The sequence below is a fragment of the Streptomyces sp. NRRL S-87 genome (genome assembly GCF_000719335.1).
Lineage (GTDB): Bacteria > Actinomycetota > Actinomycetes > Streptomycetales > Streptomycetaceae > Streptomyces.
The window spans coordinates 44,356-67,684 of sequence record NZ_JOGB01000009.1; the positions used below are offsets into that span (position 1 = coordinate 44,356).

Annotated in this window: 20 protein-coding genes and 1 pseudogene; 12 read left to right on the forward strand and 9 right to left on the reverse strand. The window is 74.8% G+C overall.

Going from position 1 to position 23,329, the window contains the following annotated elements:
- The first annotated feature begins 101 nt into the window (after nucleotides 1-101).
- Nucleotides 102-1,610 carry an Ig-like domain-containing protein gene (locus IF43_RS0107675; protein WP_234332002.1) on the forward strand — a complete coding sequence of 503 codons (1,509 nt, stop codon included), beginning with the start codon at nucleotides 102-104 and terminating at the stop codon, nucleotides 1,608-1,610.
- Between the two features lie 221 nt (nucleotides 1,611-1,831).
- Here the strand turns inward: IF43_RS0107675 and IF43_RS0107680 are convergent, their stop codons facing one another.
- Nucleotides 1,832-3,418 (reverse strand): IucA/IucC family siderophore biosynthesis protein, encoded by a 1,587-nt coding sequence (locus IF43_RS0107680; RefSeq protein WP_030195826.1) that lies wholly within the window; start codon nucleotides 3,416-3,418, stop codon nucleotides 1,832-1,834.
- Nucleotides 3,419-3,429: 11 nt separating this feature from the next.
- On the opposite strand from IF43_RS0107680, the gene IF43_RS0107685 reads away from it, so the two are divergent.
- The 4 genes from IF43_RS0107685 (at nucleotide 3,430) to IF43_RS0107700 (ending at nucleotide 9,389) form a co-directional block, all read left to right on the forward strand.
- Complete coding sequence (locus tag IF43_RS0107685; protein ID WP_051794857.1) at nucleotides 3,430-4,992, forward strand: IucA/IucC family protein; 1,563 nt, start codon at nucleotides 3,430-3,432, stop codon at nucleotides 4,990-4,992.
- 209 nt (nucleotides 4,993-5,201) lie between these two features.
- Nucleotides 5,202-6,191, forward strand: a complete 990-nt coding sequence (locus IF43_RS0107690) for an endo alpha-1,4 polygalactosaminidase (RefSeq protein WP_234332003.1) — start codon at nucleotides 5,202-5,204, stop codon at nucleotides 6,189-6,191.
- Between the two features lie 124 nt (nucleotides 6,192-6,315).
- Nucleotides 6,316-8,379, forward strand: coding sequence for a SpoIIE family protein phosphatase (locus IF43_RS0107695; RefSeq protein ID WP_030195834.1), 2,064 nt, complete (start codon nucleotides 6,316-6,318; stop codon nucleotides 8,377-8,379).
- Nucleotides 8,380-8,495: 116 nt separating this feature from the next.
- Nucleotides 8,496-9,389: a class I SAM-dependent methyltransferase gene (locus tag IF43_RS0107700; protein ID WP_078909973.1), complete on the forward strand. Its 894-nt coding sequence runs from the start codon at nucleotides 8,496-8,498 to the stop codon at nucleotides 9,387-9,389.
- On the opposite strand, the gene IF43_RS0107705 is transcribed toward IF43_RS0107700, so the two are convergent.
- Complete coding sequence (locus tag IF43_RS0107705) at nucleotides 9,358-10,866, reverse strand: FAD-dependent monooxygenase (RefSeq protein WP_234332023.1); 1,509 nt, start codon at nucleotides 10,864-10,866, stop codon at nucleotides 9,358-9,360. The two genes, IF43_RS0107700 and IF43_RS0107705, sit on opposite strands and share 32 nt — an antisense overlap.
- A gap of 225 nt (nucleotides 10,867-11,091) precedes the next feature.
- Between IF43_RS0107705 and IF43_RS0107710 the strand changes: the two genes are divergently transcribed.
- Both IF43_RS0107710 and IF43_RS0107715 read left to right on the forward strand, forming a co-directional pair.
- The gene (locus IF43_RS0107710) at nucleotides 11,092-11,790 is read left to right on the forward strand and encodes a TetR/AcrR family transcriptional regulator (protein ID WP_051794859.1); all 699 of its coding nucleotides are present in this window, start codon (nucleotides 11,092-11,094) and stop codon (nucleotides 11,788-11,790) included.
- Between the two features lie 94 nt (nucleotides 11,791-11,884).
- Complete coding sequence (locus IF43_RS0107715) at nucleotides 11,885-12,253, forward strand: hypothetical protein (protein WP_030195847.1); 369 nt, start codon at nucleotides 11,885-11,887, stop codon at nucleotides 12,251-12,253.
- A 208-nt stretch (nucleotides 12,254-12,461) separates the two neighbouring features.
- On the opposite strand, the gene IF43_RS0107720 is transcribed toward IF43_RS0107715, so the two are convergent.
- A complete protein-coding gene (locus IF43_RS0107720) occupies nucleotides 12,462-13,463 on the reverse strand; it encodes a universal stress protein (protein ID WP_030195850.1) in 1,002 nt (333 codons plus the stop codon).
- A 296-nt stretch (nucleotides 13,464-13,759) separates the two neighbouring features.
- Here IF43_RS0107720 and IF43_RS0107725 point away from each other — a divergent pair, with 296 nt between their 5' ends.
- The 3 genes from IF43_RS0107725 to IF43_RS41485 all read left to right on the forward strand — a co-directional run bounded on the left by IF43_RS0107725 (nucleotide 13,760) and on the right by IF43_RS41485 (nucleotide 15,489).
- A complete protein-coding gene (locus IF43_RS0107725; protein ID WP_051794863.1) occupies nucleotides 13,760-14,311 on the forward strand; it encodes a SigE family RNA polymerase sigma factor in 552 nt (183 codons plus the stop codon).
- A 71-nt stretch (nucleotides 14,312-14,382) separates the two neighbouring features.
- The gene (locus IF43_RS42445; protein WP_030195855.1) at nucleotides 14,383-14,667 is read left to right on the forward strand and encodes a hypothetical protein; all 285 of its coding nucleotides are present in this window, start codon (nucleotides 14,383-14,385) and stop codon (nucleotides 14,665-14,667) included.
- A 303-nt stretch (nucleotides 14,668-14,970) separates the two neighbouring features.
- The gene (locus IF43_RS41485; RefSeq protein ID WP_158939202.1) at nucleotides 14,971-15,489 is read left to right on the forward strand and encodes a hypothetical protein; all 519 of its coding nucleotides are present in this window, start codon (nucleotides 14,971-14,973) and stop codon (nucleotides 15,487-15,489) included.
- Between the two features lie 202 nt (nucleotides 15,490-15,691).
- On the opposite strand, the pseudogene IF43_RS43830 reads toward IF43_RS41485, so the two are convergent.
- The 6 genes and pseudogenes from IF43_RS43830 to IF43_RS0107760 form a co-directional block, all read right to left on the reverse strand.
- Nucleotides 15,692-15,786: pseudogene (locus IF43_RS43830) on the reverse strand (IS5/IS1182 family transposase); the annotation flags it as partial.
- 4 nt (nucleotides 15,787-15,790) lie between these two features.
- The gene (locus tag IF43_RS0107740) at nucleotides 15,791-16,429 is read right to left on the reverse strand and encodes a phosphatase PAP2 family protein (RefSeq protein ID WP_030195862.1); all 639 of its coding nucleotides are present in this window, start codon (nucleotides 16,427-16,429) and stop codon (nucleotides 15,791-15,793) included.
- A 59-nt stretch (nucleotides 16,430-16,488) separates the two neighbouring features.
- The gene (locus IF43_RS0107745) at nucleotides 16,489-17,169 is read right to left on the reverse strand and encodes a DedA family protein (RefSeq protein ID WP_030195864.1); all 681 of its coding nucleotides are present in this window, start codon (nucleotides 17,167-17,169) and stop codon (nucleotides 16,489-16,491) included.
- A 277-nt stretch (nucleotides 17,170-17,446) separates the two neighbouring features.
- Entirely contained in the window at nucleotides 17,447-18,490 is a 1,044-nt protein-coding gene (locus tag IF43_RS36165; RefSeq protein WP_051794865.1) for a serine protease, read from the reverse strand.
- Between the two features lie 31 nt (nucleotides 18,491-18,521).
- The gene (locus IF43_RS0107755) at nucleotides 18,522-19,322 is read right to left on the reverse strand and encodes a winged helix-turn-helix domain-containing protein (RefSeq protein ID WP_051794866.1); all 801 of its coding nucleotides are present in this window, start codon (nucleotides 19,320-19,322) and stop codon (nucleotides 18,522-18,524) included.
- A 429-nt stretch (nucleotides 19,323-19,751) separates the two neighbouring features.
- The gene (locus IF43_RS0107760) at nucleotides 19,752-20,588 is read right to left on the reverse strand and encodes an undecaprenyl-diphosphate phosphatase (protein ID WP_030195872.1); all 837 of its coding nucleotides are present in this window, start codon (nucleotides 20,586-20,588) and stop codon (nucleotides 19,752-19,754) included.
- Nucleotides 20,589-20,751: 163 nt separating this feature from the next.
- On the opposite strand from IF43_RS0107760, the gene IF43_RS0107765 reads away from it, so the two are divergent.
- Both IF43_RS0107765 and IF43_RS0107770 read left to right on the forward strand, forming a co-directional pair.
- The gene (locus tag IF43_RS0107765; RefSeq protein ID WP_030195874.1) at nucleotides 20,752-21,444 is read left to right on the forward strand and encodes an RraA family protein; all 693 of its coding nucleotides are present in this window, start codon (nucleotides 20,752-20,754) and stop codon (nucleotides 21,442-21,444) included.
- A 181-nt stretch (nucleotides 21,445-21,625) separates the two neighbouring features.
- Entirely contained in the window at nucleotides 21,626-23,269 is a 1,644-nt protein-coding gene (locus IF43_RS0107770; protein WP_030195875.1) for a GMC oxidoreductase, read from the forward strand.
- Nucleotides 23,270-23,329 lie beyond the last annotated feature (60 nt).

Sequence of the window (23,329 nt, forward strand, 5' to 3'; positions counted from 1 at the left end):
GTGCTCTCCGCCCCCGTACGGCCCAGCGGACCGAGTAGATGATCATTTGGTGCACCCGCGCCGCCCATACTGCGAACCGGCTACGAGCGCAGGAGGGCGGCGTGACGGTGTCGCAGGCACGGCAACGGTTGAAGTGGGGCACTCTGACCTGTGTGACCGGCGCGCTGCTGGTCACCGCGGCGGCACCCGGGCGGTCCCCGGCGGCCGCCTCCCCGGTCCGACCGCCGACGGCCGCGGTCCCGGTCCTGCTGGACCGGGTCGTGGTCGGCACCGCCACCGACTGCCAGGCCGGGAGCCTGCGCGCCGGCGCGTGCGGGGGCTGGCGGCAGCAGACGGTACGGGCCACCCCGGAGGGAGCGGACTCCGGGCCGGCCGAGCTGCTCGCGGCGCTCGCCGCGGGGGCCCCACCGGCCGGCCCGCCGACCAGCGCCACCAGTCCGCTGCGCCTGGCGGTGGCCGAGCCGGACCGGCTGACCGACGTCGTCGTCCAGGACGCGCACGGCCGCCGCATCGCCGGCGTGCTCGACCCCACGGGCGGGACGTGGCGGAGCACCGACCCGCTGCGGGCCGGCGAGTCGTACGCCGTCCGGGTCCGGGCCCAGGGCGGGCGCGACGAGCGGGCCGTCGGGGTCACGCTGGCGTTCCGCACCGCACCGGAGGGCAGGGTTCCCGACGACCGCGGCCCCGCCGCCGGAGCGGACGGCACCGAAGCCGCCGCCGGCGAGCGCCTGACCGTGGACTTCGGCCCGGGGCCCGGCACGTTCGGCGCCGGACAGGTGCTGACCGCCGAGCTGAGCCTGGCCGTCCCGGCCACCGACCGGCGGGGACGGGCGCTGGTGGAACGGGCCCTGGAGGTCAGCTCGCAGCCGCGGGTGGAGGGCTCCTGGCACTGGGTGGACGACCGGACCCTGCACTACCGGCCGCGGGACTTCTGGCCCGCGCACACCGTGGTCGACGTACGCGCGGGGCTGGACGGCGTGGCCCTCGGCGGCGGCCGGTACGGCGGCCCGTCGCAACCGCTGCACCTGCTGATCGGCGACCGGGTCGAGGCGCTCACCGACGCGCGCACGCACCGCATGACCGTACGCCGCAACGGCCTGCGGCTGCGGACCCTGCCGGTGACCACCGGCAAGCCGGGCTTCCGCACCCGCAGCGGGATCAAGGTCGTGCTCAAGAAGGAGCCCAAGGTGCGGATGCGGGGCGACAGCGTGGGCATCGGGCGCGGCACCCAGGAGTTCTACGACCTGCCCGTGGAGTGGGCCACGCGCGTGACGTGGAGCGGCGAGTACGTGCACGCCGCGCCGTGGTCGGTCGAGGCGCAGGGCCAGGAGAACGTCAGCCACGGCTGCACCGGCATGAGCACCGACGACGCGCACTGGTTCTTCGACACGGTGCGGGAGGGGGACATCGTCACCGTGGTCAACAGCGGCGGCGCGGCGATGACGCCCTTCGACAACGGCTTCGGGGACTGGAACCTGAGCTGGGCCGCGTGGCGGGCCGGCAGCGCGCTGTCCGGCCCGGCCGGGCAGACGGCGGCCGCGGACCCCGGCGCGGGGACGGCGTACGCCGCCGCCGCGCACGGCTCCCCCGTGCTGCGGCCGATGACCTGAGTCCGGCCCGCCCGGACGCGCGGTCCGGGCGGCGGCCGGGGCGGACGGAGCGGACGGAGTGGTCGGCCGCCGCCCGGCCGGCGCGGGCCCCGGGCCCGGGGCTCGGGCCCGGGGCTCGGGCCCGGGGCTCGGGCCCGGGGCCCGTGGCTCGGGCCGGGGTTCGGTCCGGGGCCGGGGCCCGTGGCTCGGGCCGGGGTTCGGTCCGGGGCTCGGGCAGGGGCTCAGGCCCGGGACTCGAGCAGGGGGTTCGGCAGCGGGAGGTAGCGGGAGGCGGCGCCGTCGGCGTCGGTCCAGCGCAGCAGGAGGTTCGCCTTGCCGGGCAGGGTGGGCCCGGCGAGCAGGTCCGCGATCTCGGGGAGCGCGCGCCGGTCGGCGTACGCCTCGAACTCCCGGCGTACGGCGGTCCACAGGGCGGGAGCGGCGCCCGGGAAGCGTTCGGCGAGCGCCCCGGCGAGCTCCGCGAGGTGGTTGACGACCAGGCAGTACACCAGGCGCTCCCAGCCGGCCCCGCGGCCCACTTCGGGTACGTGCTTGACGCCCTCGGGGTCGCGGAAGACGGCCTGCACGGGGGTGCCCGCGGCGTCCACCGCGACCAGGGTGTTCTGCAGGTGGCACTCGAGGACCAGGCCGTGCCGGGCGAAGGCGTCCAGCACCGGCGGCACCACGCACCGCAGGTAGGCCGCCCACCACGGCCGCGGGTCGGCCAGCCGGTCCAGGGGGTTGCCCTCGAACCCCTCGGCGAGCGCGGCCGGGAGCAGCGCGGTGGTGCCGGGCCGCAGGTGCCGGTCCAGGCCGTCGCGGACGAGCACGGCGCAGGCCTCGAAGAGGCCGTCGACGGTGCGGTAGCCGCGGTCGCTCATCCACGCCGCTCCGGGGCGTTCGGCGCCGGTTGCGAAGGCGGCGGCCACGGCCCGGTCGGTGCGCAGCAGGCGCAGCAGGTCGTGGCGCCACAGGCGGCGGACGTCGTTGGTGATGCGGACGTCGAGGCTGAACTTCAGGAAGAGGTCCTCGTCGTGGCCGGCCGGGCGGCGGCCGGGCAGGTGCACGGTCCGGACGGAGGCGGTGGGGTGCACCGGCCAGGGCGTCTCGCCGAGCCGGACCAGCCGCCCGTCGTCGAACGCCGCCCGCAGTTCGGGCAGGTGGGCGGTGAGGGCCAGCTGCCAGGGGTGGGCGGGCAGAACGCGGTAGCCGGCGGGGGCCCGGCCGAGGGCGTCGAGGGCACGGGTGTCGCCCTCCTCGACGAGGGCGTCCTCGCGGACGCCGAGCAGGACGAGGGGGAACCGGGCGTGCGCCTCGGGGGCGTAGCGCAGCCAGCCGTCGGCCGGCCCGCCGCCGCGCGCCTTGGGGGCGGGGTGGAAGGGATGGCCGGTGACCAGGGCCTGCTCGGAGCGCAGCCAGGCGTCGGCGGGTGCCTCGGTACGGGCACGGGCGGCGAGGATGGCGGCCACGGCCTCGTGGCTTTCGGCCATCTCGTCGGCCAGGGCGTCGTTGGACAGGCCGGTGGCCAGGGCCATCTCCCGCGTCACGAGGTCGACGAGATCGGCGTGGTGCAGCCGCCGCCAGCCCTGGTCGGACCACAGTTCGGGGTCGTGCGGCCGGTGCCGGCCGCGGACGCGCAGCAGGTCGCCGCCGGCCCGTAGCCGGTAGGTGCGCGGGCCGGGCGAGGCCTGGTCGAGGAGGAGGTGGGCGGGCCGGTCCGCGACCGGGTCGGCGAGCTCCCTGAGCAGGCAGTTCAGCAGCGGTATGACGGCCAGCGCGTCGGCGGTCGGGGCGGTGGTCGGGTCGGCGGTGACGGGAATCGCGTTCATCAGAGATCAGTATGGGTACCCTCGCACCCCCGTGCGTTCCAGGAGGACCAGTGTTCCAGACCGCCGCCGAGGTCGCCCTCGCCGACGAACTGCAGGTGGTTCGCCCCGATTTGGTGGCCCCGTACGCGGCCGCGCTGCCGGGGGCCCGAGCGTCGGTGCTGGGCCGGCTGTGGCGGGGACTCGTACACGAACCGGTGCCGTGGGTGACCGGGCGCGAGACGGTGCGCGACGGGCTGGTGCTGCGGCTGGCCGACGGACGGCGGTTGCACGGGCCGGTGCAGGACCCGTGGGCGACCGGTGCCGTGCTGAAGGCTGTGGAGCTCGACGGGGCGGCGTACGCGCATCCGGCGCGCCTGCTGCACGCGCTGGGGGTGCCGTACGGCGAGGGTTTCGCGACCGAGTTGGACGGCAGCGCGGCGTCGTTGGCGCTGTCCCGGACGGCGCCGGTCGCGGCGGGCCGGCCCGGGGCTTCGTGGGAGTGGGAGCAGCGGGTGGTCGACGGGCATCCGTACCACCCGGGCTGCCGGTCGCGGCCGGGGTTCACGGCCGCCGAGCAGTTGGCCTACGCGCCCGAGCACCGGCCGGTGGTGCGGCTGCCGCTGGTGGCGGCGCGCGAGGCCGTGGTGGCGGGCGCGTGGCCGGACGTGCTGCGGGACGGCACGGCGGTCCTGGTGCCGGTGCATCCCTGGCAGGCGGCGCACGTGCTGCCCGGACCGGTACGGGGCCCGGCACTGCCGGCGCGGCCGCTGATGGCCTTGCGCACGCTGCACGCGCAGGCGGCGGAGCTGGGGCCCGGGGTGGACGTGAAGACGGCGCTCAGCGCGCGGCTGACCTCGTCGGTGCGGGACATCTCGGCGTACTCGGTGGCGAACGCGGCGGTGCTGTCGGAGTTCGTCGAGGGCCTGGCGGCACGGCTGGACGGCCCGCTCGCCGGGCGGCTCCACATCACGCGCACGCTGGGCGCGGTGGGGGCGCCGGCGCCCGACCTGGCCGCGGTGCTGCGCGAGTCACCGGACCGGTACGCGGACCGGGCGGCGGGAGAGTCGGTGGTGCCGGTGGGGAGCCTGGGGGCCGTGGTGCCGGCCGGGCGGCGGCTGGAGTGGCTGACGGCCTACGCGGAACTGGTGGTCGGCATCGGGCTGCGGCTGCTGGAACTGGGGCTGGCGCTGGAGGCGCACGGGCAGAACCTGCTGGTCGTGCTGGACGCCGGGGGCGAGCCGCGGCGGCTGGTGTACCGGGACGTGGCCGACACCCGGATCAGCCCGGAGCGGCTGGCGCGGCACGGCATCGCGGTGCCGGCGCTCACGGAGCGGCAGCACACCGACGACCCGGCGGCGCTGCGGGCGAAGTTGTTCGGGTCGCTGGTCACGGGGGCGCTCGGACCGCTGGCGGGGGACGCGCAGACGCTCGGCACGCTGCTGGAGGCGGCCCTGGCGACCGTCCCCGACGGCCCGGACGCGGCGGCCCTGCGCACCCACCCGCTGCCGGCGAAGGCCCTGACCCTGATGCGCCTGAGCGCTCCGGGCACGGGTGACGTGTGGGCGGCGCTGCCGAACCCTCTGGCGGGTGCGTAGGCGCGCCCCGGGGGCGCGTGGGCGGGGTGATGCGCCCCCGGCGCACAGCCCCGTTCCGGCGGGCGGACGTGGCCGAAGTCATGGTGTAGGGCGGCGGTTGACGGGTTCGGGCGCGGGGCGGGGCGGGCCTATGATGTGATCGCCTCGGCCCGGCCCGTCCGCCGGGCTCGTCGCTCTCGTGGAAGAGCCCAGCGCCGAGGAGCAAGCCCGTGACCGAAGCCCGCACCCCGTCCCTCAAGCGCCGCGCCGCGCGGTACGGCCTCACGCTCGGCGCCGCCGGCGGGCTGCTGGCGGGGCTGCCGTACCTCAACTCCCCGGACGGTTCCGACGACGGCGGGCGGGCGGAACCGCTGGCGGCCGCCGCCGACCACCGGCCGGCGGCGGGGGCCGGCACGGGCGCGGCCTCCGGAACGGGCCCGGGCGCGGCCTCCTCCGACGCTCAGGGGGTCGGGGCCGCCGGCCCGGTGGCCGCCGCCGTGCGGATCCCGATGCCGCCCGGCAACGCACCGTTCGACTACCAGCTCGGCGGCGCGTACCGTCCGGCGGCCGGGGTGGAGGTGCTCTCCCGCGACCGGTCGGACCGGCCGGTGCCGGGGGCGTACACGATCTGCTACGTCAACGGCTACCAGGCCCAGCCGAACGAGCTCCGCTGGTGGCAGCGCAACCACCCGGACCTGCTGCTGAAGGACGCGCACGGCCGACCCGTGGTCGACGAGGACTGGAACGAGGTCCTCCTCGACACGCGCACCGCCGCCAAGCGGACCCGGCTGGCGGCCGTCGTGGGGCGGTGGATCGACGGCTGCGCCCGGCACGGCTTCCAGGCCGTGGAGCCGGACAACCTCGACTCCTACGAGCGCTCCAAGGGCCTGCTGCGCAAGAGCGACAACGTGGCCTTCGCCCGGCTGCTGGCCGCCCGCTCGCACGCCCGGGGACTGGCGATCGGCCAGAAGAACACGTCCGAGCTGGCTCCGCAGGGCCGGCGCACCGGGTTCGACTTCGCCGTGGCCGAGGAGTGCGGCCGGTACGACGAGTGCGGGGCGTACACGGCGGCGTACGGCAACCGGGTCTTCGTGATCGAGTACCGCGCGCGGGACTTCAAGAGGACCTGCGCGACGTGGGGCGGCCGGCTGTCCGTCGTACAGCGCAACGTCGACCTGCGCCCCGTCGGGCGCACCGGGTACGTCCGCAAGGCCTGCTGACCGGCCCGGCAGTCCCGTCCGCCACGCTGCCGGAGGTGCGGCGGACGGGCACGGTGGCGCAGCGTGGCCGGGCCTCGGCTAGGGTTTTCGGTAGAACTGCACCCCCCGGGGTTAGGTCGATGCATTGGACACTTACCAGTCGACGAGCGAGAGTCCGGATCAGCCCCTCACGGCGGTCGGGTACGCGGGGGTGCTCCGCGAGCTCCTGCCCATGGCCCTGTGGCGGGAGGACGCGGACGGACGCATCGTGGAATGGTCGCTGGCCGCGCAGGAGCTGCTCGGATACCGGCCCGGCGCGGTGCTCGGGAAACCGGCCGCGGAGGTCCTCGTCCCGCGGGGCAACTGGGGCCTCGCCGACGACCTGACGCGGCGCGTGCACTCCGGGGAGACCGTGGGCGGCACCCTGTCGGTGCAGCACCGCGACGGGCACCCCGTGACGATGGAGATGTGGATCCTGCCGGCCGCGGACCCCCGCGGCCGGCCGGGCGCGATGCTGATCGCGGTGGAGACCTCCCAGGTGCTGCGGATGCGCGACTCCCTGGCGGCGCTGGAGAGCCTGTTCACCCAGTCGCCCATCGGGCTCGCCACGCTCGGCCCCGACCTGCGCTTCCTGCGCGTCAACGACGCCCTGGCCCGGATGAACGGCGTGCCCGCCGCCCAGCACATGGGGCGGCGGCTCACCGAGGTGGTCCCGGGCGTGAACGCCGCCGCGCTGGAGGCCATGATGCAGCGGGTGCTGGACCGGGGCGAGGCGGTGCTGGACGCCCGCCGCACCGGCCGCACCCCGGCCGACCCCGACCACGACCGGACCTGGTCGTGCTCGTACGCCCCGCTGCGGGACGGGGCGGGGCGGCGGCTCGGCCTGATCGCCTCGCTCATCGACATCACCGACGGGCAGCGGGCCCTGGTCGAGGCCGAGCGCGCCCGGCGCCGGTTCGCGGTGCTGGCCGAGGCCGGGGAGCGCATCGGTACGACGCTGGACCTGCGGCAGACCGCCGAGGAGATCGTGGAGGTGCTGGTCCCCCGGTTGGCCGACTCCGCCGACGTGCAGATCCTGGAGACGGTGCTGGCCCCCGACGACGCGAGCGCCCCGCACGGGCTGCTGCGCCGGCTGGCGGCCGCCTTCCCCGATCCGACGGCGCCGACGGCGAAGCTCGCGGTGGGGCAGACCTTCCAGATCCCCCTCGGCTCGGTGTACGAGCAGGTCATCACCGAGGCCCGGGCCATGAACCTGTACACCTCGGACGTCCCGGCCCTCATCAAGGGCAGCCGTGCAGAATCGCTTCGCCGCTACCTCGGCACCGCCGTCGGCTCGGCGCGCCTGATCCCGCTCGTGGCGCGGGGGAAGGTGCTGGGCGCCGTGTCGGTGACCCGGCTGAAGGGGCGCGAGCCCTTCGACGAGCAGGACTGCGTGCTGATGGACGAGGTGGTGGCCCGGGCCGCCCTCAACATCGACAACGCCCGCCTGTACATGAGCCAGCGGGAGGCGGCCCTCACCCTCCAGCGCAGCCTGACGAACAACGCGCTGCCCGAGGTGCCGGGCCTGGAGCTGACGGGCCGCTACCTCCCGGCCAGCGACCACGACGTGGGCGGCGACTGGTACGACGCGATCCGCCTGTCCGGCGGCCGGACCGGTCTGGTGATCGGCGACGTGATGGGCCACGGGATCCACGCGGCCGCCGTGATGGGTCAGCTGCGCACGGCGGTGCGCACCCTCGCCCGGCACGACATCCCGCCCGAGCACATGCTGCGGTCCCTCGACGAGGTGGTGGCGGACGTGGGCGAGGACGAGATGGCCACCTGCGTCTACGCCGTCCACGACCCGGTGACGGGCGAGTGCGTGCTCGCCCGCGCCGGGCACCCGCCGCCTGCGGTGGTCCTGCCCGGGGGTGCGGTCACCTTCCTCGACGGGCCGGCGGGCACCCCCCTGGGCACCGGCGGGCGCGAGTTCCGCACCGAGCGGTTCGCGCTGCCGCCGGGCAGCGTGCTCGCCCTGTACACGGACGGGCTGATCGAGTCCCGCGAACGGGACCTCGACCAGGGCATGGCCCGGCTCGCCGACGCCCTCCAGGGCCTGGACCGGCCCCTCGACGAGGTGTGCGACAGCATCCTGGTCCGACTCCTCCCGACCGCCGCCCAGGACGACGTCGCCCTCCTGCTGGCCCGCACCCCCCAGCCGGGCCCGTGACGTCGGAGCCGTCCCGACCCGCAACGTCCGGGCAGTCCCGACCCGCGAGGTCCGGGCAGGCCCGACCCGCGACGTCCGGGCAGTCCGGACCCGCGACGTCCGGGCAGTCCCCGGGCATGTGGGCCGCCGGTGACGCCTACGAGCGGTACATGGGCCGCTGGAGCCGACCCGTGGCACGGGCCTTCGTGGAGTGGCTCGGCGCCGGGGAGGGACTGCGCTGGCTCGACGTGGGGTGCGGCACCGGGGCGCTGACGGCAGCCGTGGCCGACCGGTGCCGGCCGCGGCGGGTGCTGGGGCTGGACCGCTCCCCCGGTTTCGTGGCGGCCGCCGGTGCCGCCGCCCCCGCCCCCGCCCCGGTGTGCTTCGCGGTGGCCGACGCGTCCGCCCTGCCGCTGCGCGACGGGGTGTGCGACGCGGCCGTGAGCGGGCTGGCGCTCAACTTCCTGCCCGACCCGCGGGCGGCGGTGGCCGAGGCGGCCCGGACGGTGCGGCACGGCGGCCTGGTCGCGGCGTACGTGTGGGACTACGCCGAGGGCATGGGCTTCCTGTGCCGCTTCTGGGACACGGCCGTCGCGCTGGATCCGGCGGCCGCCGCACTGCACGAGGGCCGTCGCTTCCCCCTGTGCCGGCCCGAACCGCTGCGCGCCGTATGGGTGGGGGCGGGGCTGACGGACGTCCGCGTCGCACCGGTCGAGGCGCCCACCCGCTTCGCCGGCTTCGCCGACCTCTGGGAGCCGTTCCTCGCCGGTCAGGGCCCCGCCCCCGCCTACGTCGCGGGGCTCGACCCGTCGGCCCGCGACCGGTTGCGCGACGCACTCCGTCAGGCCGTGGACGTCGGTCCCGACGGCACGGTCGCGCTCACCGCGCGGGCGTGGGCCGTCCAGGGCCGCCGGCCCGACGCCAGGTGCCCGGCACCGCCGGCACGGCCTGGGCCGCCGGCCCGACATCAGACGCCCGGCACCGCCGGCGCCGCCGGGTTCACCGGACCGCCGGCACCGCCGGTCCGGTGAACGGGGCCGCCCAGTCCTCGGGTGCGGCCACCGCGTCCTGGGCGGCGCAGGCGATGTAGCCGTCCGGGCGGATCAGGAACAGGCCCCGCCCGTAGGCCTCGTACGCCCCTATGCGCGCCGTGCGCAGCTGCGGGAGCGATGGCAGGTGCCCGGGCAGCTCGGTGTCGACGGCGAGCAGGGTGAAGTGCGGGCCGCGGAAGAGGTCGAAGAGCCGTGTGCCGTCGCGCCGGCCGTCGGGGGCGCGGTCGCCCGCGGTCAGCGCGTCGTCGGGCAGCCCGGTCCGGGTCTCGCGGGTGAGCGAGGAGTACCGGTGGTGCAGGCCCAGCTGGCGGGTGGCGGCCCCGCGCTTGGCCTGTCCGCGGTGGATGCGCGTGGACAGGCCCAGCATCTCGGCGGCGTTGGGCAGCCGCTCCTCCTCGTAGGTGTCGAGCAGACCCTCCGGCGCGCCGTCGCGCAGCACGGCCGCGAGCTTCCAGCCCAGGTTGTACGCGTCCTGCACGCTGGTGTTGAGCCCCTGCCCGCCCGCCGGGGAGTGGATGTGGGCCGCGTCGCCGGCGAGGAAGACCCGGCCTTCGCGGAAGCGGTCGGCCATGGCCGCGTTCACCGTGAAGTCGGAGGCCCAGCGCACCTCGGTGACGTCCTCGGCCCGCAGGTGCGTCAGTTCGGCCACGACGGCGCGCACGTCGTCCGGGGTCAGCTCGGGGCGCGCCTCGGAGTACTGGGCGACGAACTGGAACTCCTCGGTGTGCGGGAGCGGGCACAGCGCCGCGAAGCCCCGGGTGCCGTCCTCGGAGGGCGGGAAGACGTGCCAGTGGTCCCGGTCGAGGGCGTCCACGACGACGTCGGCGACGACGAGCGGCGAGTTGTCCACGCGCTCCCCCGTCATCTTGATGCCGGTCAGGCGGCGCACCGTCGACCGGCCGCCGTCGGCCCCGACCACGTACCGGGCGCGGACCTCCAGGGGGGCCTCGGCGCCGGCCGGTCCGCCGGGGGCGGGCGCGGCCGTCGCGGCCGGGGCCGGGGCCGGGGCCGGGGCCGGAACGATCGTGGCCGTGACGCCCTCGGAGTCCTGGGCCAGGTCGGTCAGTTCGCTGCCGAAGCGCACCTCGCCGCCCAGTTCGCGCAGCCGGGCGAGAAGGATCTCCTGCGTCCGCCACTGCGGCAGCATCCAGGGGTTTGCGTACGGCTCCTGCTCGGTGGCTTCGCCCTGTTCGAGTACGGGGTGCTCGCCGAGCCGCACCCCGTCCCGCCACGCCATCCCCATCGGGGCCGGGCCGCCCCAGCGCAGGACCTCGTCGAGGACGCCCAGGTCCTCGAAGACCTCCAGGGTGCGCGGCTGGATCCCCTTTCCGCGCGAGCCGGGGAAGAGCCCCGGCGCTCGCTCCACCACCAGGGCGCGGACACCGCGCCGCGCCAGGTCGCAGGCGAGCACCAGGCCGGTCGGCCCCGCCCCCACGATCAGGACGTCCGTCTCGATCCCGTGCGTCCGGCCTTGCGTCTGTCCTTGCGCCTGTCCCTGCGCCTCGTCCCGTGCCTGGTGCTGCGCCGCGTACGCGCTCATCGTCTTCCCCGTTCCGTCCCCGTGGCCGCACCCTGCGACCCGCTCTCCTTAACGCCGTTAAGGAGAGCGTGAAGCGAGAATGCCTTTAACGTTGTTAAGCTGTCAAGCCCCGAGAAAGCGGAACCCGAGAAGAGGCAGGCGATGACCCCCACGCCCGACCGCACGCCGCCCCGCGTCCCGCCGCTGAGCCGCACCACCGTCGCGGAGGCGGCCCTGCGCCTCCTCAACGAGACCGGCCTGGAGAAGCTGACGCTGCGCGCGATCGCGAGCGAGTTGGACGTGAAGGCCCCGGCCCTGTACTGGCACTTCAAGAACAAGCAGGAGCTCATCGACGAGATGGCGACGGAGATGTACCGGCGGATGGCCCGGGACGCCCCGGAGTCCCTCTCCACCCTGGACCCGGACCCGTCCGCCCCGGCCCTCGGCTGGCGGGACCGCGTCCTCGTCGCCAACCGCGGCCTGCGGCACTCCCTGCTCGCCTACCGCGACGGCGCCCGGGTCTTCAGCGGCTCGCGGTTCACCGGCACCGACCACGCCGAGCACTCCGAGATCCAGCTCCGGGCCCTGCTCGCCGCCGGCTTCGAACTCGACCAGGCGGTGCGGACCCTCGCGACGACGTTCTCGTACACCCTCGGCTTCGTGACCGAGGAGCAGGGCGTCCACCCCGTCCCCGGCGAGCGGCGCGAGGGCTACGACGTGACCGAGCGCGGCGAGCGGCTCGCGGAGTTCCCGCTCTCCGCGGCGGCCGGCACGCACCTCTTCGAGGAGTACGACGCCCACTTCGAGGAGGGCCTCCAGCTCATCCTCGACGGCGTCAGCGCGCGCTACGGCGTGCGCTGACCCGGCCCGCGGCACCGGGGCCGGTGACCGGGCGGGTCGGCACCTGGCGGATGATGAACCCCGGACCGTTCAGCCAGAGAGAGGGAGTCCCGCCTTGGACGTACAGCACTTCGAGCGGATCACCGCGTTCATCGAGGCGCGGCTGACGCCGCTGTTCGACCCGCAGGAGGGCAGTGACCACGGTTGGGGCATGGACGACAAGTCCCGCGCCCTGCGCGCGCTGCGCAACGCGGTGCTCGGCGCCTCGGCCATCAAGGGGATCATCGCGCAGCGGGCCGCGGCCGACGCGGCGCTGCGCGGGATCATCGACCAGTCGCTGGAACACAACTGGGACGTCCTGCGCGGGATCGCCCGCCAGTGGGAGGACCACCCGGACTACCAGCGGGAGTTCAAGCGGCACGCCTGGGAGCTGGAAGCCGCTCCGGCAACGGCCGCCACGGCGACCCCGGCCGCGGGCAGCTGACGGCCCGTTCCGCACGGTGGACGACCGACGGCCCCTGGCCGGCGCTCGACGCTCGGCGCTCGGCGCTCGGCGCTCGGCGCTCGACCGTCGACGGCCGGGGCGAGCGCCCCGGCCGGTCCCGTCCGTTCGGACGGCTCGGTTCGTTCGGTGGTCCGGTCGTGTTCGGGTGGCCCGTTCGTTCGGGTGGCCCGGCAGTTCGGTAGGCGCTTCAGGACGCCTTCTGCGACCTGCTGCCCGGCACCACCGCCACCGGGCACTGCGCATGCTGCAGCGCCGCGTTCGCGACGGAGCCCATGATCAGCGACTGCGTCCGCACCCGGTGCCGCCCCACCACGAGTAGTGCGGCCGTCTTCGACAGCGCGACCAGTTGACCCGCCGCGTCGCCGGGGCCGATCAGGTTCTCCACCGGCACGTCCGGGTACGCGGCCCGGGCCGCCGCCAGCCGCTCCTGCTGGGCCCGCTCGATCTCGCGCAGCAGCGGCGCGACGTCCGCCTCCGAGAGTGAGGCGACGGGCATCGGCGTGGCGACCAGCGGCAGCGGCGCGACCGGGTCCAGGAAGGCGGTCACAGCCAGCACCCCCAGGCCGCGTTCGGCAGCCCGCCGGAAGGCGAAGTCGACCACCTCGTCCGACGTGTCGGACGGGTTCACCCCGACCACCACCCGGCCCCCCGCGTTCCAGTCCCGCGTCGCGGCGCCTTCCTGTTCGGCACCTTCCTCGCCGGTCGCCTCCTCCCTGTCCTCCGGCGGGCCGGCCTCCCGCGCCCCGTGCGGTACGACGACCACGGGGCAGGGCGCGGTCGTCGCGCAGGCCCGGCTGGTGGATCCGAGCAGCAGGCTCGCGAAGCCGCCCCGCCCGCGCGAGCCCAGCACGAGCATCGCCGCCCCCGCCGCCCGCGCACTGAGCGCGCCCGCCACCTCGCCGGTCAGGGACTCGAACCGCAGCGGCGGCAGCTCCTCCTCCGCGTCCACGTCCACGTGCTCCCGTACGTACGCCTCGACCGGGTCGGCCGCCGCCTCGGCCGGCGTTCCCACCACGGCCTCGCGCCTGGCCTGCCAGAGCTGGGCGTGGTCGGGCAGCACGTGCGCGACCACGAGCTCCGTGCCGGCCGCGCGCGCCGCGGGGAGTGCCCAGTGCAGGGCCTTGAGGCTGTGGTCGGATCCGTCCACGGCCACCACGACGGGACCCTCGTTCGCACCATCAGAGATCATTCGTCCAGGATTGCACCCCTGTACGGCGGGGGCCGGAAGGCTGCCCCGGAGGGACGCTCCGGAAACCCCGGGCGCCCGCACCCCCCGCTTCGGGGGTGGGTCCCGTGGTACGGGGCCGATCCTTGCGCGCCGGGGCGGGGCCGCGGACGGCCGACTCCTTCCGGGCACCTTTCCGTTGCTGATGGAACCGTCCGAGGCGTGTACGCCGGCGGCCCGAGTGGCGTGCGTTACGCCTGTCAACCGGCCCGGGGGCGCCGTGCGTATGAGGGGCAGAAGACCGACCACGCAAGGAGCCGATGTCGACCGAGGAGGAGTTCGCCGAGTTCTACACCCACTCGGTCCGCCGGCTCACCGGCCAGCTGTACGTGATCACCGGAGACCTCCACGAAGCCGAGGACGCCGTCCACGACGCGTTCGTCCGTGCCTGGAACAAGCGCCGCCACCTCGACCGCGGCCACGCCCCCGAGGCATGGGTGCGCACCGTCGCCTGCCGGCTCGCGATCAGCCGGTGGCGGCGGTTGCGCCGGGGCCAACAGGCCTGGGCCGGCCGGCTCGACGCCGTCTCGGTGCCCGGCCCGGACCCGAGCACGGTGGACCTGACGGCCGCGCTGCGCCGGCTGCCGGCGCGGCAGCGGCTGTGCGCCGCCCTGTACTACGTCGGCGACCTGCCCGTCGAGGCGATCGCGACGGAGACGGGGATGGCGGCCGGCACCGTCAAGACCCACCTCTCGCGGGCGCGCGCCGCACTCTCCCGCCACATCAACCCCACTGACCCCACTTGCCCTACTGACCCTACTGACCTCACCGACCTCACCGCCGGATCCACAGGGGAGACCTGCGATGCCTGACAGCAACGACCCCCTCGCGGCAGCCCTGCGGCGGGCCGCGCAGGACGCCTCCGACCTCCCTGGTCTTCTTCATGGGGTACAGCGAGTCCCTCTTCCTCGCCTTCGCCGCCGCCACCCTGCTGGCCGCGCACCGGAAGGCCTGGCTCACCGCCGGAGTCCTCGCGATGCTGGCCGGCCTCACCCGGCCGGCCGCCGCCGCGGTGGCCGCGGCCCTCGCGGTCGCCGTGGTCCTGCACGCGGTCCGCACCCTCGCCCGCTGCCGCCCCCGGACCGTCGCCCTCACCCTCACGGCCGCCGCCCTCTTCGGCTGCTGGTACGGCGCCTACATGCTGACCGCCTGGCACTACACCATCTGACGGGGCTGCACCACGACCGGCCACCGGACGGGCGGACCCGCCGCCGCCCGCTGACGGGCGGGCCGCCGCAGCCTCCGCGCGGGGCGCGGGCAGCGGCGGCGGTCGTTCCGTACGGCCCGGGACGGGTCGGCGGAGCGCGCAGCCCTGCTGCCGTGCGGCCGTGCAGCTGCTCTGTCAAGCCCCGAATGTCCGGCACTGACACGGGTGACCGGGCGGCAGGCAGGCTGGACGGATCAGCCGGGCGGTCGAACCACTCGACCCGCGAGATTACTGGAGAACCGCCCCATTCCAGAGGAGATCATCATGGAACCCGTCATCCGGAAGCGTGTTTCGGGAGTCTTCGGCCTGTCCCTCGCCGCCACCGCATTTCTCGGCATGCTGGGTGCGGGGAGTGCCGAGGCGGTACCGCGGAGCACGTGCACGGTGGAGCCTGGACCGCCCACCAAAGTCGTGTGCGCGGAGGTGCGCCTGCCCGACGTCCCGCCGGGCAGCGAATCGAAGCCGCCGCCCCCTCGGGTCTGCCCCGAGCCCGACGGATGGACCCCGAACGATCCGGCGTGCTTCCGGCAGCGGGGCGGCTCACACGAGGAGCCTCCGTTGAACACGCCGAACCCGCCCGGCTCCGTCCCGCCCGACGGCCCCCCGGTTCCCCAGTACCCGATCGAGGCCACCAACCCGGTTCTGCCGAACACACCGACCCAGACCACCCCTGTGGCCACGGACGTCGCGCCCCCTCGTAACGGCGCCGGCGATGCAGGCAACAGCGGGCCCGTGGATCCGCCGAAGACCGAGGTACAGGCGGGGACGAAGGCGTCGTTCTGACGTTCGCCGCACGAGTCGCATCAGCCGAACCGCGGGCTACCTCTCGTGAACCGCTCCTTCGATCCAGCTCGGACGTGTACGGAGGAGCGGTCATCGAATCGCGCGAACTGGGGAGCCAGGGGCTCCAGGTGGGTGAGCCCAGGGCCTCGGCCGTACGGAGATGAGCGCCTTCGCCTCGGAATGACCATGGCTGACGGTTTAGGTTGTCCTCCTCCTGCCCGCGCAGGAGGGGCGGACCGGCTCGTCTGCGGTGCGGGACGACCAGCCGGTGACCAGGTAGGCGCCGTCCGCGATCACCTCGTCAGGAGGGGGCGGCGGGCGGAGGGCGGCCGCGTAGCCAGTGGCGGACCGCCCAGAGCCACAGTGACAGCCACGCCAGGGCGAGCAGCCACCCTCCGACGACGTCGCTGAACCAGTGGACGCCCAGGTAGACCCGGGTGAGCCCGACCGCGGCGCCCCAGCACAGCGCGAGGAGCACCAGCGGGAGGCGGCCGCGCCGGAGCCCGACGAGCACGCCCAGCGCCAACAGCCCGGCGGCGAGCGCGGAGGTGGTGGCGTGGCCGGACGGGAAGGACCAGCCGGTGGCGCGGGTCGCCCAGTCCGCCAGCGGCGGACGCGGCCGGGCGATCAACCGCATCGCGGTGTAGCGCAGGGCCTGGCCGGTGGCCAGGCACACCACGAACAGCGCTGTCACGAGGGCCCGTTGCCGCCCGGTGCGACCGGCCAGCAGCCCGCCCAGGACGGCCACCGCGTACGGGACCACGCCCACGCCGGTGTACGTGATCCCCCGCGCCACCGCCACGGCGGTCTCCGGCCGGTGTGCCTGGGACCAGGCGTGCAACCGGGCGTCACCCGGCAGGAGGGCACCCCGGCGACCCGCCACGGCGGCCGTCAGCACGGCGAAGGCACCGAGCGCGACGAGCCCCAGGGGCCCGGCCACACCCGTACGCCCGCCCTCGCCCCGCCCCCGCTCCGGAGCAGGCCCGGGGGCCGTCGGCCTCACCGTCGGACACTGGTGGTCCGCGCGGCGGCGCTGCGCCGGGCGCGCAGGACCTCGAACAGCACGGGCATCAGGGAGACCGCCACGACCAGGGCGATCACGGGCAACAGGTAGCGGTCGACGTTGGGAACCGAGGAGCCCAGGGCGTAGCCGCCCAGGATCAGACCGACCGTCCACAGCAGCCCGCCCGCCACCTGCCACAGCGTGAACGTGCGCGCGGGTACGCCCAGGGCGCCCGCCACGGGGTTCAGCACGGTGCGCACCACGGGCACGAACCGGGCCAGCACGATCGCCTTGGCATGTCCGTACCGCTCCAGCAACTCCTGGGCCCGCGCGGCCCCCTCCCGCAACTTGGCCGAGCGGCTCCGCTCCAACAGGGCCCCGCCGGCCTTGCGCCCGATCAGGTAGCCGCACTCCGACCCGGCCAGGGCACCGACGACGGCGGCGACGAGCAACGCCGGCAGGGACAGCCGGAGCGGGCCGTCGGTGCGGCCGGTGCACAGCAGGCCGGCGGTGAAGAGGAGGGAGTCGCCGGGCAGGAAGAACCCGATGAGCAACCCGGTCTCGGCGAACATGACCAGCCCGACGCCGATCACGCCGAAGGCGGCCAGCAGATCGTGCGCGTCGAGCAGGTTGACCGCGAGCGACTGCGGGACGGCGGCGAACAGGGGTACGGACATCCTCGGAGGCCCTTTCCTCGCGGGCGGGCGGACGCGGCCCGGGCGCACCCCGCCCGCCGGACGTCCGCCGGCACGCCGCGGGTGCGCGGCTGCCTGCACCCTAACGACCGGGCCCCGCATCCGGTGACGAACACGGCCGTCCGTCCGGGCTGTCCCCCGGTGTCACTCCCCTCGGTCAAGCGCCGAGGAGAACACACCACGGGACCCGCACCCCACGCAGCCGCCGCTCGACCGAAGCAGACCCACGGCCCGACAAGCGATCCGGGCGACCCGCTCCTCAGCGCGCCGCGACCGCCTGGTCGTACAGCCGCTGCACCGAGGTCCCGAAGTACGGGCTGTAGGACGTGTCGGGGGTCTCGCCGCCGGTCTTGTAGCCGCCGATGATGCCCACCACGTCGCCGGTGCGGGTGGCGGTGTCGTAGTGGGCGATGAACGGGCTCCCGCTGGTGCCGCCCGGGTATCCGGTGCAGTCGATGCGAAGGAACGAGCCCGGGATGGCCCGGTCGGTGCTGGTGAACTTCGTGGTGTGGTTGACGCAGTAGCGCGGGCGCGCGGCGCTGCCGGGGTGGCCGACGAGCCGGACCGAGCGGTGGGCGTACCCGGCGTGCGTCAGGAGCCGGTCGGCGCCGACGACGTCCTGGACGCGGCGGCCGTCGGTCCGCGGGCCGACCTCGACGAACGCGACGTCGAGGAAGGCGGCCCGGTCGGCGCCCTGGGTGCGGTACCGGGGGTCGATCCAGATGCGGTTGGCGGCGCCGGCGGTGCGGGCCACGGGGAAGAGCCCGTACGGCTGCGGGTTGGCCTTGGTGTAGCGGGGCACGAAGGCCATCCGGGCGTCGCGGGTGGTGCCGCCGAGGCAGTGCGCGGCCGTGAGGACGAGGCTGCGGCGGGGCGAGGCGATGACGCTGGCGGTGCAGAAGTAGGCCCGGGTGCCCCGCGTCAGGTACATCCGGCCCACCTGGGGCAGCCCGTCGAAGTCGCGGCCGACGCCGAGGAGGCCGGGCGCCGGCGTGGGCGTGGCGGCCGGCGTCGGCGTCGGGTCCGGGATGGCCGCGGACCCGGAGCCCGCACCCGGCGCCGCACCGGGGCCCGCCGCGGCGTCGACCGGAATCGCCGACGCCATGCGCGCGGGCGTCCAGAACGCCGCCGCATCCGCCGCCGCGGCGGACCAGGCCGGCACCTTGGCGCCCTGCCCCGGTGCCGGCGCGGGGACCTCGGCCCCGGCGGTGCCCGCACCGCCCGTCAGCAGGACGAGGGCGAGGGCACCACCGAGGGCGGCGGTGCGCAGCGGACGCGGGGACGGGGTGGGGGCACGGCGCACGGGCGGGTTCTCCTGACGGTGGTTCAGTAGGTCAACTGCCCGGCCCGCGGCCCGCGGTGCGGGCCGCGGTCACGCCGGGACCCTGGTATTCAAACACCAGCTCGTCCCAGACCGGGGTGAAGGAGAGGTCCGTCACCTCCAGGACCCGGCCGCGGCCGTCGCGCACCAGCCGCCGTACGGCCGGCCGGGCGGACCTGCGCGAGAGGGTGATCGACTCGCGCATGGCGGGCCGCAGCCCGGCCCGGTCCATCCAGTGGTAGAGCAGCCGCAGGTCCGGCTGGTGGCCGCGGAGCCGGGCGCGGTAGCGCCGCAGTTCGGGGATCTCGTCCACCGCAACGGGCGAGAAGTGGGTGAGCGCCTCCTGGAGCACCTCCCCCATCGCCCCGAACGTGCAGTGCCGGTGGGCGAGTACGGGTTCTCCGGGGTCGACCGCGAGCAGGTCCGCCAGCGCCGCGGGTGCGCCCGCCAGGTACAGCCTGGCGTCCGTGCGTGCGCCGCCGGCGCCCGCACCGCCGGGGAAGACCGGCAGGTGTGCGGGGCGTCGGCCGGCCGGCGGCGGGTGCTCCGCGTCCGCCACGAACGATCCGCGCTTGTCCGTCACCACCAGGCCCTCCTCGCGCAGCTGCTGGAGCGCGCTGCGCAGCGTCTGGCGGTTGACGTCGAAGCGGGCGGCCAGCATCCGCTCGGCGGGAAGTCTCGATCCGGGCGGGAGCAGGCCGGCGTCCATGTCCCGGCGGATCTCCTCGGCGATGCGCAGGTACGCCGGAACCTGCGGTCGCGGACCGGCGCGCTCTGCGGACGCACGGGCGGTGGACGGCAGTGAGCGGGACACGACAGGACCTCCAAGCTCACCAACGGTGACGGGATGTGCGGGATACGCGACCAAACCTAGCATTGGTCTATACCTCTCCAGAACCCCGGACCGGCATCTGTCCGAAACCCGTCACCTGCCGTTCACATCCACCCACACCCCCTTTGACCTGCGGTAACCCCCTCCACCCAGACGACGGACCCTCAGTCGGGACGAGCCCCGGGCGCAGGGCCGCACCCGACGACACTGTGGGCACCGCCCCCGCGCACCCCGGGGACCGACGCGCCCCAGTGCCCCGAACGGCGGCCCCCGCCACGCGAACGCACGACCGCACCGCTCCGGTCGGCTCCGGTCCGGTCCGGTCCGCTCCACCGAGAACCCCGGACGCGCCCCCGGTACGCCGAAGGGCCCGGAAGCCGCAGCTCCCGAGCCCTTCGATCGATCCGTGCCTCAGGCCGACAGGACGCCCGTACCCAGCAGCCCGAACAGCAACAGGCCGATGACGATGCGGTAGATCACGAAGGCGTTGAAGGAGTGGCGCGCGACGAACTTCAGCAGCCAGGCGATGGAGGCGTACGCAACGACGAACGAGACGGCCGTGCCGACCAGGAGGGGAACGGGGTCGACCCCCGCACCCACCGCGTCCTTCAGCTCGTACAGGCCGGCCCCCGTCAGCGCCGGAATGCCCAGGAAGAAGGACAGCCGGGTGGCGGCGACCCGGTCCAGGTCCAGCATCAGCGCGGTGGACATCGTCGCACCCGACCGCGAGAAGCCGGGGAAGAGCAGGGCCAGGATCTGCGAGCAGCCGACCAGCATGGCGTCCTTGAAACCGGTGTCGTCCTCGCCGCGCTTGTGCCGGCCCATCTGGTCGGCCGCCCACATCACGCCGGAGCCGACGATCAACGATCCGGCCACCACCCACAGCGAGGCCAGCGGGCCCTCGATCAGCGGCTTGGCCGCCAGCCCCACCACCACGATCGGGAGCGTGGCGAAGATGACCCACCACGCGAACTGGTAGTCGTGGTGGTAACGCTCCTCCTTGTCGGCCAGCCCGCGCACCCAGGCCCTGACGATCCGCACGATGTCCTTGAAGAAGTACACCAGCACCGCCGCGATCGCCCCGACCTGGATGACCGCCGTGAAGCCCACGACCGAGTCGTCGCCGACGGGGATGCCCATCAGCCCCTCGGTGATCTTGAGGTGGCCGGTGGAGGAGACCGGCAGGAACTCGGTCACGCCCTCCACGACGCCGAGGATCACGGCCTGACCGACGCTGATTGCACTCATGGGTTCCATCTCATGACACGCTCGGGAACGGGCACTGTACGCGCGCGCACTCTACACAGCCGTCCGGGCGCCCCGTACGGCGTACGCCCGCCGGGCCGGCGCCGAGGCACACGCCGGCGCCGCGCCGACGGCGACCGGCGACCGACACCCGGGAGGGAAAGCGATGTACGAGGCCTTCGAGGAGCTGTCCACGCCACTGGTGGCCGACGCGTGCGTGCGGCTGGGCGTCCCGCTGCGGGCTGCTCCGGCCGGGATCGGGGCCGTGGTCGAGGGCACCCGGCTGGCCGGCCGCGCCCTGCCCGCACGCCACTACGGCAGCGTGGACGTGTTCCTGGAGGCGTACGCGTCCGCCCGCCCGGGTGACGTCCTGGTGATCGACAACGGCGGCCGCACGGACGAGGCCTGCATCGGCGACCTGACCGTCCTGGAGGCCCGGGCGGCGGGCGTCGCGGGGCTGGTCGTGTGGGGGTTGCACCGGGACACCCCGGAACTGGTGGAGATCGGGCTGCCGGTGTTCAGCTACGGCGCCTGCCCGGCCGGTCCGGTACGGGTGGACCCGCGCGAGCCCGAGGCCCTGACCACGGCCCGCTTCGGCGGGCACGCGGTGGACGCGGCGGACGCCGTGTTCGCGGACGCGGACGGAGTGCTGTTCGTGGCCGCGGACCGGGTGCCGGAGGTCCTGGAGACCGCGCGGGGCATCCACCGCACCGAGCGCGAGCAGGCGCGACTGATCCGTGCCGGTCGCACGCTGCGCGACCAGACGGACTTCACGGGCTACCTGGAGCGGCGGGCGGCGGACCCGTCCTACACCTTCCGCGCGCACCTGCGCCGGATCGGCGGCGCGATCGAGGAGTAGGCGGACGGCGGTCTCCCGTGTGGGCGGGCAGCGGTCTCCCCCACACGGGAGACCGCTGCGGGCCCGAGACGGGGCGGTTTCACGCCAGGTACGGACATAAGTTACTTATCAGTATGTAGTGACTTCGCATGCCCTGGCGCGTAGAACCTGTTCCCACTCCGCCAGAGAGTGAGGAACCTCAATGACCGTAAATCCCCCCCACAGCAAGGGTTCCAGAGGTGTTTCGCGCCGCGGATTCCTCGTTGGAACAGGTTCCATTCTTGGCAGCGCGGCCCTGGCCGCCCCGTCGGCCCGCGCCGCGGCGTTCCCCACCGCCGCCGACGCACCGGTCGCCGACGGGGCGCAGGTCCCCGCGCTCGTCATCGGAACCGGCTACGGCGGCTCGGTGGCCGCGCTCCGGCTCGCCCAGGCCGGGGTCGACGTCCAGATGGTCGAGATGGGCATGGCCTGGGACACGCCGGGATCCGACGGCAAGATCTTCTGCAACACCCTCAACCCGGACCAGCGCTCGTACTGGCTGCGCACCCGGACCAAGGCTCCGCTCAACTACTTCCTCGGCTACCCGATCGACAAGGACATCTCCCGCTACACCGGCATCCTGGACGCCGAGGAGATGGGCGGCATCACCGTCTACCAGGGCCGCGGCGTCGGCGGCGGATCGCTCGTCAACGGCGGCATGGCCGTCACGCCCAAGCGGCAGAACTTCCCGACGATCCTGCCGACCGTCGACCCGGACGAGATGTACGGCGTCTACTACCCCCGCGCCAACGCGGGGCTCGGCGTGGGTCTGGTCGACCCGAACTGGTTCGAGACCGCCGACTGCTACCAATTCTCGCGCGTGGGCCGCAAGCACGCCCAGCGCTCGGGCTTCCCCTGGACGTTCGTGCCCGACGTGTACGACTGGGACTACATGGAGCAGGAGGCCGCCGGCACCGCCACCAGGTCCGCCCTCGACGGCGAGATCCTCTACGGCAACAACCACGGCAAGAAGTCCCTCCAGCAGACCTACCTCGCAGCCGCCCGGGCCACCGGCCGGGTGACGGTCTCCGCCCTGCACAAGGTCACCTCGGTCCGGCCGGCCGCGGGCGGGGGCTACACGGTCGTCATGGACCAGCTCGATACCGGCGGCGCCACCGTCGCGACCAAGAGCGTCACGGCGGCCAGGGTCTTCTTCGCCGCGGGCAGCGTCGGGACGAGCAAGCTGCTGGTGAAGCTCAAGGCCACCGGCGCGCTGCCGCAGCTCAACGGCGAGGTGGGCAAGGGCTGGGGCGACAACGGCAACGTCATGTGCGGCCGGGCCAACCACCTGTGGGACCCGACCGGCAAGCTGCAGTCGACGATCCCCTGCTCGGGCATCGACAACTGGGACGCGGGGGGCGCCTTCGCCGAGGTGGCCCCGCTGCCCACGGGTATCGAGACGTACGCCTCGTTCTACCTCTCGATCACCAAGAACCCCAACCGGGCCGAGTTCACCTACAACCCGACGACCGGCGCGGCCGAGCTGAACTGGCAGACCTCCTGGAAGCAACCCGCCATCGACATGGCGAAGTCCATCTTCGACAGGATCAACTCCAAGGAGGGGACGATCTACCGGACCGACCTGTTCGGTGCCTACAAGATCTGGGGCGACCATCTGACCTACCACCCGCTCGGCGGTGCGGTGCTGGGCAAGGCCACCGACAACCACGGCCGCCTGCAGGGCTACTCGGGCCTGTACGTCATCGACGGCGCGCTGATCCCCGGCAACACCAGCGTGAACCCGTTCGTGACCATCACGGCCCTGGCCGAGCGCAACATCGAGAAGATCATCGCCACCGACCTGTGAGGCGCACGCACCACCGCCGCCGCGCATGACGGCACGGACGGGGCCGACCGGTGCGACCGG

Bases quoted from the DNA above. Each gene is read 5' to 3' on its own strand.
- IF43_RS0107680 (WP_030195826.1), bottom strand. From the start codon at position 3,418: ATGAACGCGATTCCCGTCACCGCCGACCCGACCACCGCCCCGACCGCC.
- IF43_RS0107685 (WP_051794857.1), top strand. From the start codon at position 3,430: ATGGGTACCCTCGCACCCCCGTGCGTTCCAGGAGGACCAGTGTTCCAG.
- IF43_RS0107700 (WP_078909973.1), top strand. From the start codon at position 8,496: ATGTGGGCCGCCGGTGACGCCTACGAGCGGTACATGGGCCGCTGGAGC.
- IF43_RS0107710 (WP_051794859.1), top strand. From the start codon at position 11,092: ATGACCCCCACGCCCGACCGCACGCCGCCCCGCGTCCCGCCGCTGAGC.
- IF43_RS0107720 (WP_030195850.1), bottom strand. From the start codon at position 13,463: ATGATCTCTGATGGTGCGAACGAGGGTCCCGTCGTGGTGGCCGTGGAC.
- IF43_RS0107725 (WP_051794863.1), top strand. From the start codon at position 13,760: ATGTCGACCGAGGAGGAGTTCGCCGAGTTCTACACCCACTCGGTCCGC.
- IF43_RS42445 (WP_030195855.1), top strand. From the start codon at position 14,383: ATGGGGTACAGCGAGTCCCTCTTCCTCGCCTTCGCCGCCGCCACCCTG.
- IF43_RS41485 (WP_158939202.1), top strand. From the start codon at position 14,971: ATGGAACCCGTCATCCGGAAGCGTGTTTCGGGAGTCTTCGGCCTGTCC.
- IF43_RS0107745 (WP_030195864.1), bottom strand. From the start codon at position 17,169: ATGTCCGTACCCCTGTTCGCCGCCGTCCCGCAGTCGCTCGCGGTCAAC.
- IF43_RS0107760 (WP_030195872.1), bottom strand. From the start codon at position 20,588: ATGAGTGCAATCAGCGTCGGTCAGGCCGTGATCCTCGGCGTCGTGGAG.
- IF43_RS0107765 (WP_030195874.1), top strand. From the start codon at position 20,752: ATGTACGAGGCCTTCGAGGAGCTGTCCACGCCACTGGTGGCCGACGCG.
- IF43_RS0107770 (WP_030195875.1), top strand. From the start codon at position 21,626: ATGACCGTAAATCCCCCCCACAGCAAGGGTTCCAGAGGTGTTTCGCGC.